At 39.0% G+C, this 11,737-nt stretch carries 17 protein-coding genes; 3 read left to right on the plus strand and 14 right to left on the minus strand.

The window, feature by feature from the left end:
• Positions 1-102 precede the first annotated feature (102 nt).
• Both HZC31_03505 and HZC31_03510 read right to left on the minus strand, forming a co-directional pair.
• Complete coding sequence (locus HZC31_03505; GenBank protein ID MBI5002424.1) at positions 103-309, minus strand: ATP-binding protein; 207 nt, start codon at positions 307-309, stop codon at positions 103-105.
• Between the two features lie 5 nt (positions 310-314).
• Positions 315-917 (minus strand): CRISPR locus-related DNA-binding protein, encoded by a 603-nt coding sequence (locus HZC31_03510; protein ID MBI5002425.1) that lies wholly within the window; start codon positions 915-917, stop codon positions 315-317.
• Between the two features lie 136 nt (positions 918-1,053).
• On the opposite strand from HZC31_03510, the gene HZC31_03515 reads away from it, so the two are divergent.
• Positions 1,054-1,221, plus strand: coding sequence for a hypothetical protein (locus tag HZC31_03515; protein ID MBI5002426.1), 168 nt, complete (start codon positions 1,054-1,056; stop codon positions 1,219-1,221).
• A gap of 27 nt (positions 1,222-1,248) precedes the next feature.
• The gene (locus HZC31_03520; protein MBI5002427.1) at positions 1,249-1,425 is read left to right on the plus strand and encodes a hypothetical protein; all 177 of its coding nucleotides are present in this window, start codon (positions 1,249-1,251) and stop codon (positions 1,423-1,425) included.
• A gap of 45 nt (positions 1,426-1,470) precedes the next feature.
• Here the strand turns inward: HZC31_03520 and HZC31_03525 are convergent, their stop codons facing one another.
• The 11 genes from HZC31_03525 to HZC31_03575 all read right to left on the minus strand — a co-directional run bounded on the left by HZC31_03525 (position 1,471) and on the right by HZC31_03575 (position 10,415).
• The gene (locus HZC31_03525) at positions 1,471-2,154 is read right to left on the minus strand and encodes an endonuclease (protein ID MBI5002428.1); all 684 of its coding nucleotides are present in this window, start codon (positions 2,152-2,154) and stop codon (positions 1,471-1,473) included.
• A gap of 39 nt (positions 2,155-2,193) precedes the next feature.
• Positions 2,194-2,805: a nucleotidyltransferase domain-containing protein gene (locus HZC31_03530; protein MBI5002429.1), complete on the minus strand. Its 612-nt coding sequence runs from the start codon at positions 2,803-2,805 to the stop codon at positions 2,194-2,196.
• A gap of 143 nt (positions 2,806-2,948) precedes the next feature.
• Positions 2,949-3,689, minus strand: a complete 741-nt coding sequence (locus HZC31_03535) for a hypothetical protein (protein ID MBI5002430.1) — start codon at positions 3,687-3,689, stop codon at positions 2,949-2,951.
• A gap of 51 nt (positions 3,690-3,740) precedes the next feature.
• Positions 3,741-4,304, minus strand: coding sequence for a hypothetical protein (locus HZC31_03540; protein ID MBI5002431.1), 564 nt, complete (start codon positions 4,302-4,304; stop codon positions 3,741-3,743).
• 36 nt (positions 4,305-4,340) lie between these two features.
• Positions 4,341-5,435 carry a molecular chaperone DnaJ gene (gene dnaJ, locus HZC31_03545; protein ID MBI5002432.1) on the minus strand — a complete coding sequence of 365 codons (1,095 nt, stop codon included), beginning with the start codon at positions 5,433-5,435 and terminating at the stop codon, positions 4,341-4,343.
• The gene (locus tag HZC31_03550) at positions 5,436-6,077 is read right to left on the minus strand and encodes an HAD-IA family hydrolase (protein MBI5002433.1); all 642 of its coding nucleotides are present in this window, start codon (positions 6,075-6,077) and stop codon (positions 5,436-5,438) included.
• An 8-nt stretch (positions 6,078-6,085) separates the two neighbouring features.
• Positions 6,086-6,715, minus strand: coding sequence for a hypothetical protein (locus HZC31_03555; GenBank protein MBI5002434.1), 630 nt, complete (start codon positions 6,713-6,715; stop codon positions 6,086-6,088).
• Positions 6,712-7,140, minus strand: a complete 429-nt coding sequence (locus tag HZC31_03560; protein ID MBI5002435.1) for a hypothetical protein — start codon at positions 7,138-7,140, stop codon at positions 6,712-6,714. Before HZC31_03560 ends, HZC31_03555 begins: the two co-directional genes overlap by 4 nt.
• Before the next feature lie 209 nt (positions 7,141-7,349).
• Positions 7,350-9,173, minus strand: coding sequence for a molecular chaperone DnaK (gene dnaK / locus HZC31_03565; protein MBI5002436.1), 1,824 nt, complete (start codon positions 9,171-9,173; stop codon positions 7,350-7,352).
• Between the two features lie 56 nt (positions 9,174-9,229).
• On the minus strand, positions 9,230-9,808 hold the full coding sequence (locus HZC31_03570; GenBank protein MBI5002437.1) for a YkgJ family cysteine cluster protein: 579 nt from the start codon (positions 9,806-9,808) through the stop codon (positions 9,230-9,232).
• Positions 9,771-10,415, minus strand: coding sequence for a nucleotide exchange factor GrpE (locus HZC31_03575; GenBank protein ID MBI5002438.1), 645 nt, complete (start codon positions 10,413-10,415; stop codon positions 9,771-9,773). Before HZC31_03575 ends, HZC31_03570 begins: the two co-directional genes overlap by 38 nt.
• 189 nt (positions 10,416-10,604) lie before the next feature.
• Here HZC31_03575 and HZC31_03580 point away from each other — a divergent pair, with 189 nt between their 5' ends.
• Positions 10,605-10,871, plus strand: a complete 267-nt coding sequence (locus HZC31_03580) for a hypothetical protein (GenBank protein ID MBI5002439.1) — start codon at positions 10,605-10,607, stop codon at positions 10,869-10,871.
• Positions 10,872-11,276: 405 nt separating this feature from the next.
• Here HZC31_03580 and HZC31_03585 read toward each other — a convergent pair whose 3' ends face one another.
• Positions 11,277-11,564, minus strand: a complete 288-nt coding sequence (locus HZC31_03585) for a hypothetical protein (GenBank protein ID MBI5002440.1) — start codon at positions 11,562-11,564, stop codon at positions 11,277-11,279.
• Positions 11,565-11,737 lie beyond the last annotated feature (173 nt).

The raw sequence follows: 11,737 nt of genomic DNA on the forward strand, positions 1-11,737 counted from the left end.
AACGTACACATAGTTGGTTCAACCGATTTAGAGGGTTATTGATTCGTTGGTCTAAAAGACCAGATGCTTACATAGGATTATTGCATCTCGCATGTGGAATAATTACATGGAGGTCAATCTAATGGGATAGGCTCTTAATATACACCCTTTAATTGAGCCATCATCTTTCACGCCAAGAATAATTTTTCCACCAGATGCGTTTGCAAAAGCGCAAATTTCTTTTCCCAGATTAGAACTTATATTTTCTTTAAATTCTAAGGTGAGCCCTTCTCCACACCTCATTAAGTCTAAGAGTGTTTTTTTATCCACTTCAATCACAACCTCGCAATCTTTCCCGCATCAGTCAATTTCAATCCATCATCAGTAACAAGTAAATCCATATCTTTGAGTTCATCTATTGCTCGATACAACATTGCGGTCGAAAAATCAATCTTTTGGCTCAAATCAGAAATGCTTGCGTATTTTCCAGTATCAACAAATTCCAACACTTTCTTCTGGCTTTCAGTCAATTTGAAACTCAGCCGAGGCAAGTAAATAACAGACATCTTATCTTCTTCAGGATTATACGCAATCTTCTTGACCTTATCATGACGCGCGTAAGCGGCAAATAACAAGCCTATTGCTTTTGTTTTTCTTCCAGAAGTAATATTCACATAAATAATGTCATCTGAAGATTGAGAATCAATTAATTCAACACATTTCTCCGCGATCTTCACAATATCATACACTTCTGTTTTGAATGCTTTGACTTCAATAACCTTGCCTAAAGAGTCATTAATCAGTTTTAATGAATCATTTTGTTCTTTGCTTGGCTCTTTGTCTATCAGCAAGAATAATTTATCTGGTCCAAGCCTTGTTGTCGCAAGGATGACTGGCTCTGCGTTATACAATGTGGCAATCAGTACCTTTTTACTCATGATCATAAGAAAATGATTTGGGTTTATATATCTTTGCATGAATAAGGTAATATTCCGTAATAAGTAGAAAATTATACTATTTGGTAGAAAGATTTAAATAGTTGCTGGGCTTTCTGTGTTAAGAAGGTGAACTATAATGAAAGGATATGAAATATTTATTTTTGGAATGTTTGGAGCAGGATTAGGTATTCTTGTTGGAGTAGCACATCACAGTATTAACATGGGTCTCCTGCTTTTAGGTCTCGCATTTGTTATGGGAATAGCTCCGCAACTGAAAAAGAGATTTGATAGTAGTCCAGCATAAGAACATATTTTGAACGAGGTGTCCACAATGAATAAAATGTCAAGAAAAGAGGAAATTGAATCTCTGAAAATACAAGTAAATATACTTGAAGCGCAGGTTCATACAATATATGGAACGCTTGCAGCAAAAGGGGTAATTAATGATAAAGAATTTCAAAAGGATTCTAAAAAAATGTTGAAATACATGAAAGGTAAGCAAAATTGACAAATCGAATAAAAGAACTTGAAGAACAAGTAAAAAAGCAGTTTATTATACTCTCTTCTGACAACTATCCTTCAAAACACATTCCTGACACAACGGCTTTGTTCTGCAATATCGCTTTGCGTGTTCCACAAGCAATGCGTGATATTCATTATACATTTCCACATCTTTGTCAATAGTATTTGTGATCAATGTTTGCAGTTCATCATACGAAACATCTTTTCCGCAAAGTCCAATTCTGCTCATAATCCTTTTTGTGTATGCATCGATCACAAAGCTTGGTTTCATAAACGCGTAAAGAATAATGGAATCTGCTGTTTCTGGACCAATGCCTTTGACAGAGAGGAGCAGTGTTCTCAATTCTTGCGTCTCCATATTCTGCAACTCTTCAAGCGGATGTTGCAATAAAAACTGCGCGACAATTTTCAATCGTTCCGCTTTCTGATTATTGTAGCCAGAGCTTTTGATGTATTGTGCAAGTGTTTCATGTCTCGTTTCAAGAATTCCTTTCAAAGACAAACATTTGTTTTTTCTCAATTCGTTCAGTGCTTTCTCAACGTTTGTCCATGCGGTGTTTTGTGTGAGCAGGGAACCAACAATGACTTCAAATTTCTCAGCGTCAGAAAGAATGCCGCGTTTCTTATATTCATTGTTAATAGGCCACCAGCCTTGGGAATCGTAAGCTCTAAGAAGTTCATCATATACTTGTGTTGGCATCACTTTTTTTCCCATACTCTTCAAATCTCTTTTTTCGCTTTATCCAAACACCATTTAACGTGATTGCTTGCTTTGGACATTTTTCACAACCTCCACAAAGAGTTCATGACCATGCACAACGACGCAGCTTTTGACCATTTCTATTAACGGCTTGTCTTTTTCAATCAATTTTTTTTCAAAGTCCTGTTGAGTCAAGTATAAGGGCTCTATCTTCAAGCGGTTCTTTTCATTCATTTCTTTTATCATTCTTTGCAATAGCTTATAATCTTCACTTTTTTTTAATATAAAACAGACATCTATATCTCTTGCTTCTTTGCCTTTTCTCAAGATTGATCCAAAAAGGAATATTCCGTTAGTATGTGAAGATAATGAATGTAAATCATATATCCATCCCTTTACAAAACTTGACAGAGTGCTATAGTCAAGAAAAATGAGCTCCAACAATTTCATCAAGTAGCTATTTTCGAGATTTGGTTTGTAAAATATCGCGTTTCCCAGTTTCTCGCTGGTGAGCAGGTTTTTGTCATGCAAACTTCTTAAAAGTTTGAGGCTTCCGGCATTGCTTAATCCTAACTTGTCTTTAATGTTGTAAGAATTATAATGAGTCAAAAAGTCTGTAAATATGAGCTTTAATGCCATTTTTCCGTTTTCTGTTACTTCAAGCATGCTATAACTCCGAGTTATAGTACTATAACTTAAAGTTATATATAAATATTTTGGTGAAATAACTGCGGAGAAATTGTTTAAGGGTCACCAGCCTTGTGGATCATATTCTCGTAACATGACTTTGTGAATATTGATTCTTTCTTTCATTTCTCTTTCACTTTAGCAATTTCATAGCCCGCATAAAGAATAGTAAAGAGGAGTAATAAAATAAATGCTGCTGCTGACAAGAGTGAGATAAACAAGGAGATATAAAAAAATATTTTTAAGATACTATAATAAGGTAACTGTATGTATGAGTCTTTGAGAGAATCTGGTATAAGAGCGTAATCTAATTCAGATATAAGAAATGTAAGACCATAAAAAGAGGATGCACTTATAAAAGCAAAGCCTGTCCATTTTAGAAACGTGTTTGGATGGGGAAACTTATACCTTCTTAGTGCATATCGTGCAATAATAAAGAAAGATATAGCATATAAGATATCGAAGATAGAAGCAAGTATAATTAATCCTTGATCATCACCAAATAAATCTAACCCTGGATATGCTATTGTCAAAAGGAAAAGAAAAACCCAATACCATCCTATAATTATGTTATAAGTACTCCAGTAGTAATAAGGAGATTTCGTATTCTTTGTTTTTCCATAAACGTAATATCCACAATACAAACTAGCTGCTAAAACTAAAATAACGAAAGTCCCCATCTTTAGTGTTAATTCACGTTCGGAGTCAGGCAATTGGAAAAGAGAATTTATCATCCATGCCATAAGTTCTGCTGAAATGAACAGTCCAATCACGAGAGATAATATCGCAACTACATTATCTATTAAATCTGGTTTTTTGGTTATCTTCTTTATTCTTTCTATCTTCTGTTCAACAAAGTTCATATAACAACGTTAAGGGAATAAGATTAAAAAGGTTTGCCCACAAACCGCTTCCTACTCTTCCGGCCCCAACACCTCCTCCTCAAACCCATCCCATTCCTGCATATAATACCATTTCACCAGTTTATTATTCTTCTCATCTTCTTCTTTAATCTCCCGATCATTATCCACTTCAATAGTAATCCTATTCTTTATTTTATATTTTTCAAAAAATCGGACAGTGCTCAATAATATTGGAATAGGAGGTGAAATAACAAGAACACTTTCATCTACAGCAAGATCTTCCTCAAGCGCATACGCAGCTTTTGCTTCTTCCAAAAAAACTTCAGCAGTACTAATGCTTCCTGTACTTCCTTCATGTTTCACAGGAGGAGCAGTGTAGCGAACAAACAGCCGTACTGGAATTGTTGTGCCTTGTTCCAAAGAAGCGGATCCTTCGTTCACAATTTCAAAGACAACATAAAATTCATTGGTCTCCGTATCAACACCATGCGCGACAATTTCAGCGGTAAGATCAGGTTTTGAAGAATACACTGCGTTGCCGGTTATTCCTTCATCTCCAAAAACACCGAGAAGAATAACTGCCGCGACGATAAAGACAGCCACTACGTTTCTCATAAAGAGTATTTAGAATAATATCCTATAAAAGCCTTTCTACCCAAACACCTTCTCAAACAATCCTTTCTCTCGTTTCGCTTCCTTATCAAAATCCTCAAGCGCTTCTTTCTGCTTCTTGGTCAATTTGTCAGGAACATAAATGATTGCCTTCACCAACTGATCGCCAGTATGAAATCCACGTAATGAAGGAATTCCTTTTCCTTTCAAACGAAACACAGTGTTTGCTTTTGTTCCAGCAGGAACTTTAATCGTCGCCTTTCCTTTGAGCGTCGGAACTTCAATTTCTCCGCCTAAACACATGTCGCGAAACGAAACAGGCATGTCCATGAAAATATCCTGCTCCTCGCGTTCAAAAATATCATGTTTCAACACAGTAATGTATAAATACAAATCACCAGCAGGAGCGCCTTTGTCGCCTGCTTGTCCATTACCAGAAACACGCAAACGAGAACCAGTGTCAACGCCAGCAGGAATATCCACAGTCACTTTTTTCTCTTCCTGTATTTTTCCTTGTCCATTGCACGTTTCACACACTTCTTCAATTTCTTTTCCTTGTCCACCGCAAGTGGAACAAACGCCAGTAGATTGAAAGATTCCAAACGGAGTTCGCTGCGCTCGTGTTACAGTGCCAGTGCCATGACAACCAGTACAAATCTTAATGTGCTTGTCAGATTTCGCGCCACTTCCTTCACACTTTGAACAGGTTTCAAGGCGTGGAACGCGAATATGTTTTTTCACGCCAGCGGCCGCTTCTTCAAGCGTAATTTCTACTTCATATTCCACATCATCGCCTTTTCGCGGTCCTCTTCCTCTTCTTCGTTGACCGCCAAAAAAAGATTCAAAAATATCGTCAAAATCAAATCCAAAGCCTTGTCCGAAATCCTGACTGGAATATCCTCCCTGTCCTGCTCCAAAGTCAGTTGTACCATACTGATCAAATTGCTGTCTTTTTTTATCGTCAGAAAGAACAGACGCTGCTTCATTTATTTCTTTGAATTTTTCAGCGGATCCCGCTTCTTTGTTCATGTCAGGATGATATTTCTTTGCGAGTGTCTTGTATGCTTTTTTGATTTCTTCCTTGGACGCGCCTTTCTCGACACCAAGAATTTTATAATAATCTTTTTCTGCCATTTACTTCACCGCGTCAATAATCTGTTGGGGATGATCTACTATAACATCTGCCATGTGTAGTCTTTCTCGCAATTGATAGCCATAACTCACGCCAATCGCTTTTTTGAGTTTCGCGTTTTTCGCGGCAATAATACCGCCATCCATGTCATCAATCATGACTGCTTCTTCAGGAAGCGTTCCAGTAATTTTGAGGCAATGAATAATTTGATCTATCTCGGGTTTTCGTCCAAATTTAATATCAATGATGTGATCAAAATAGTGATAGACATCATTTTTTTTCAAATCATACTCAATGACTTCAGAGAGATTATTAGAAACAATCGCTAAAATATAGCCATGCGCTTTCAATGTTTTGAGCATCTCGCGAACATGAGGAAAAAGATTCAGATTTTTCCATTTGTCATCGTACGATCGAAAGAGTTTCATCGCGATCTCTCTTTTTTCAGGCGTATCAACACCAAGTTTTTGCAAGGTGTCATGCACACTGACTTCAAGATATTCTCGTGTTTCCTCAACAGAAGTAAAGCGTTTTGTGCCAAGAACTTTCGCGAGATCATCGTAGTACAATTTAGGTAAGTGGTTGGAATCCATTAAGACGCCATCATAATCAAACATAACTAATTTTGTTTTTGTTGGTTTCATAATTTCGCCTATTTGATCAGCTGCCCAAGCTGTTCAGGTTTTATGTTGAGTTTATGGAAGATGGAAAGTTCGACTGCGCATTCATCCGCGACACGAGTCTGCCAAAGCGCAAGTCCTCCTTTGTTTCCTTCAATTTTTTTCTTATAACGCACAAGAAGATCATCAGTCCTTTTTTTGAGAGATACAATTTCATCACAGTACACGCGCCAGTCCGCGTAATGCACAATCTGTTCTTCTCGTGATTTTTTGGAAGTCAAGATATCATGATTTCCGTAGTGCAGCATCAGTTTCGCGAATTCAGGAAACTCCGCGCTAAACACTTCTGCGAATAACGCTGTTTCATGTTTTGCTTTATATTTCTGTTTCATCTCCTCCCAAAATGTAATCTGCTTGGGAGTAGGATAGCACTTAAATTTCGCGTCAGTAGTCAGCTTCTCGAGTGCAGCGGGTTTGAATAAATCATGCAACAAGGAAAGAATATCAACAAGGTCTAAATCAATATGTTCTCCTGTTGCTTTGAGTTCTTCCGCAAGAAAAACCGCGATTCTGTTGACGAGGAAACAATGCTGTTTAAAGTTATTAGGAACGTGAAAATCATCAAAATACGCTTCTGCTTGTTCTCGTGTGGGAAGTTTCATGGGTATGCCTCTTGCGCAGGTTTCTGTTGCGCGCTTTTTCTCGCTTCCTTTACCTTTCTCTCTTCTGCTTTGATTTCTGCCCATTTTTTGTGAATGGAGTCCATGTCTTTGCTTTCGCCGGCAAAGACGTGCGGATGTCTGCGGATCATTTTTTCTTTTGCGTTTTGCAGAACATCATGAACATCAAATAAGCCATTCTCTTTTGCGATGTTGCACATAAAAAGGACGTTCCAGAAGACGTCGCCTAATTCTTCTTTAAGTTCGTCGTAGTCTTTTGCTTCTGCTGCTTTTTGCGCTTCAATGGATTCTTCGACAATATATTTGTGAAAGGAGTCTAATGTCTGTTCTGCGTCCCAAGGACATTCTTTTCGCAGTCGTTGGGAGATTTGCAATAACTCACCAAATGATTGTTTTGAGTCTTCCATAATTATGAATTCTGGCTCTCTCCTTTATATCTTTTACTTGCTTTATTCGCTCTTTCTCCTTCATATTCGCCCTGCTGCTTGATCACAAGTCATCTCTTTTCTATTTTTTAAAAAAGGATAAATTGTGTAGGTGCGCTTCTGCCAAGCGAATCTATGTGACTCCTAAGCGAATAAACGAAACAATAAAAAAAAGAAAAAAATCAAAGAGTTTATTCTTCAACTTTGTAATCTGCGTCAACGACGTCGTCTTTGCCTTTAGCCTGACCTTTTGCAGCTTCAGCATGTTGCGCTTCCTGACTCGCCTTTTGATACATCTCAACAGCAGCTTCCTGCACAACTTTATTGAGCGCGGTTAGTTTCTCTTTGATTGCGGGAATATCTTTTTTCTCCGCGGTCATCAAGATTTTGAGACCTTCTAAGACAGGTGTAATCGCGTCAAGCTTTTTCTCGTCAACCTTGCCTTTCATGTCAGCCATCGTCTTCTCAGTAGTATAGAGAAGCGTATCAGCTTCGTTCAAGGTTTCGACTTCGTCTTTTCGCGCTTTGTCTGATTCAGCGTGCTCTTCAGCTTCTTTGCGCATCTTTTCAATCTCCGCTTCTGTGAGATTTGTTGATGCGGTCAAAGTAATCTTCTGTTGCTTTCCAGTACCCATGTCTTTTGCGTTGACGTTGACAATACCGTTTGCGTCAATGTCAAAAGCGACTTCAATTTGTGGCACACCGCGTGGCGCAGGGGGAATACCGACAAGATCAAATTGGCCAAGCAATTTGTTGTCTGTCGCCATCGGTCGTTCTCCTTGGAATACTCTGATGGAAACAGCGGTTTGATTATCAGCCGCGGTGCTGAAAATCTGCGACTTCTTCGTCGGAATTGTCGTGTTTCGCTCAATAAGCTTCGTCAGCACGCCACCAAGCGTCTCGATTCCAAGACTTAATGGAGTCACGTCAAGAAGTAAAATGTCCTTGACTTCTCCGCCAAGAACTCCTGCCTGAATCGCTGCGCCAAGCGCGACTGCTTCGTCTGGATTAACAGAGCGATCTCCTTCTTTGCCAACGAGTGTTTTCACCAGTTCCTGAACAGCGGGGATTCGTGTAGAACCGCCAACGAAAATAATCTTATCCACAAGTTTGTCGAGTTTTGCGTCCTTCAATACTTTTCTTGTTGGATCTTCAAGTTTTTTCAAGATGGAATCGATAAGATGTTCGTACTTTGCCCGCGTTAATTCAATGTTCAAATGTTTTGGTCCTGCTTTATCTGCGGTGATAAACGGCAAATTAATCGTTGCCTTCAACTTGCTGGAAAGTTCAATCTTTGCTTTTTCAGCTGCTTCTTTCAAGCGCTGGTGCGCTACTTTGTCTTCACGCAAGTCAATGCTGTGCTGCGCTTTGAAATCTTTCGCCATCCAGTCGATTAAAGCGTCGTCAATATCATCGCCGCCAAGGAAGTTGTTTCCGTTGGTTGCTTTAACTTCAAAGACACCATCGCTGAGTTCAAGAACAGAAACGTCAAATGTTCCGCCACCAAAGTCGAAAACTAAAATAGTGTGCTCATTTGTTTTGTCAATTCCATACGCGAGCGCTGCCGCGGTTGGTTCGTTGATAATTCGCAATACTTCAAGTCCTGCGATTTTTCCTGCGTCTTTTGTTGCCTGTCGTTGCGCGTCGCCAAAATATGCGGGAACAGTAATAACAGCTTGCGTTACTTTTTGACCAAGGTACGCTTCAGCGTCTTTCTTCATTTTTTGCAAAATCATTGCGGAAATTTGCTGAGGCGTGTAATCTTTGCCATGAATGTTGACTTTGAAATCTTCGCCCATGTGTCTCTTGATAGAGCGCACAGTGCTTTGTGGGCTTGCGATAGCCTGATTTCTTGCGGTATCTCCGACAAGAATTTCTCCATCTTCTGTAATGTTGATGACAGATGGTGTTGTTCGTTTTCCTTCAGCGTTCGGAATGATAGCGGCTTTTCCGCCTTCCATTACCGCGACTGCTGAAAATGTTGTTCCTAAATCAATTCCAATTATTTTTCCCATGTTCACTGCCTCCAGTGGTTCTCTATTGTTTTTTTATTATACAGCGTTTGTGTAAATTAATACACGTCTTCATAACTCAGAATGCGACGCAATCGTTGTTCCTCGGGGATCAGTTCATGCAACTGACCACCAGGAATTGTCGGATGCGTTCTCAGGTACGCTGCCCACTGTCGGACGGATTCAGGATCATGAGGGTTCACAAAATGATTCAACGCGAACCAAACAGCGAGTTGTTGTCCATGTCTGCTTGCTGTCGAAAGCAGCTTGCAGTATTTCGGTTTTGCCTCGTGAACTGAGCATTTGTTGTCTTCATCCAACAAAACGCATCGTCCAAAGGGTTTTCCATCCTCGCGGATTTGTTTGAGTTTCCAGCATTTGGTGTGAAATCGTTCATGTTCCTCAAGGAATTCTTTGATAAAATCGTCGCGCGGAATTTTCATGTAATCCGCGATTCTCGTGACGTCTTCTTCAAATAAAATTCCTGAATCGACCTTGCAACAATGGCCGCAGCCTGTGCATTCTTTTCCAAGTTCTGCTATTCGTGTTTCAGGGGTATGCTTCGTAATGCTGAGGCTGGCAATATTTCCAGCTTCGTGTTTATGAAGTTCCTCCGGTTGGAACACGCGCAGTTTCATCTTGTTTTTTCCTCGTTATTTTTACTCGTGCTGGGCGTAATACCGCATCTCCTACTATATAACCTTTTTGCAAGACGTCAAGGACAATATTCGCTTCTTTGTCGCTGTCTTCCTGCAAAAGAGCCTCGTGCAGTTTTGGGTCAAATTTCTTGCCCAAACATTCGATTTCTTTGAGTCCATATTTTTCCAGCACGCCCATAAGTTGCATGTGGATTAATCGAACTCCTTCGTCGTCGACTGTTTTAAGCGCGTGGCCAAAATTGTCCAGCACTGGTATGATTTCTGCGAGTAGTTGTTTTGTTGCGTATTTTTTGAAATCCGCGTTATCGCGTTCGACGCGTTTGCGGTAATTTTCAAAGTCCGCTTGAAGGAATTGGAGTGTTTTTGTTAATTCTTTGAGTGCTGTTTCTTCGTTGCACTGAGATGCGTCTTCTTCGCATGTTCCTTCGCAGGAATGCGCTTCGGCGTGTTCTTCTTTACAGGAATGTTCAGATCGTTCTTTGCATTTTCCTTTGCACTGGTGTGGTGAAGGAGAGTGCTGTTCAGCTGTACATTGTTCTTCCCTGCAATGTCCATCTGAACAGTGCGTTGTTTCTTTTTTAGTCATTGCTTTCCTCTCCTTGATCGTGTGTTTACGTTAATGTTGACCTTAGATCAACTGAATTGTAATGGGGTAAACTGAAGTTATATATAAAGGTTGCGGAAGAATTGGCTTTGCACAAATAATGCTTTCTGCACATTTAATAGAAGGTTTTGCACAATAAACTATAAATAGATCACATTCTTGGAGAATTTTATGGTATCTTATATTTACAAATGCACTAATCAAGCGTGTAGAAAGTGTAATGTAGAAACTTCTTTTTCTAATACTGGTTTTTTTTATTGTTCTGAGTGCCGCAAATCTTTAACTTTCGTTAAAACTATTGATTTAAACACCATTATTGCAGGTAGCGCTGTTGGAGGTGCTATAATTGGTGGTTTAATTGGCGGACCAGAAGGAGCCATTATTGGGAGTTTAGTAGGGGCATGGATTGGAAATGAACAGGAGAAGAAGAAAAGATGATAAATCTCTCTAATGTAACATTGTCAATTTTACTCGGTTTTCTTTTTGTAAGTTTAGTGTGGCTTAAGACAAGGAAGTTTCCATCTTATCAAACAATTTTCAATGCATTCCTTATAGGCGGATCTGTATATGGAGGATTCTCTCTAATCTATTGGGCATTGACAGGGTATTTTTTTCTGAATGACACTATTGAAACCATTAGAATTTTTGTAGCAATAACAGGGCTTAGCCTGTTTAGGTTAGCATATGACTCTTATAGAGGATTATGAACTAATTTAAAAAGGAAGAAATGGGGAATTTGGAAGATAAACATTTGCAATAATATATAATAAAATAATCACAAAAATACTAATCAACAACACTTTATATTTCCACATCCATAAGAAAATATCTTTAAAATTTGCTTCATTCATTTTCTCTCACCCACTTACAAAACCCACACTCTTCAGAACAAGCAGGCATTTCTCCTTCTAAGACTCCAAGTGCCTTCTTGAATATCTTCTCTGCATTATGGACATCAATCTTCATTTCTACCAAATCAGTATGGAACAAAACATCTCCATTCTCATTAACTTTATTTGGATGATAGAAAAATAAATAAGCGTATTCTTCTGTCTCGTATCCGTTTTTTCTAAGCAGAAAATTGTATATATTCATTTGATCTTGATAATGCGCAGCAGTATCTTCTTTCAACGGAAATCCTCGTGTCTTATAGTCTAGAACAATTAAGAAAATCCGCTAGAAATCCCATAAGTTCAGCTGCGTAGCAGCTGGACGTCCTTTAGGTATGGGATGAATAGCGGTAAGTTTTTCTAGAGAAATATTTCTCTGTTTTTTGGTGGTAAAGTGATGCGCCTCACCGGAGG

The sequence above is a fragment of the Candidatus Woesearchaeota archaeon genome, assembly GCA_016214075.1.
GTDB lineage: Archaea > Nanobdellota > Nanobdellia > Woesearchaeales > DSVV01 > JACRPI01.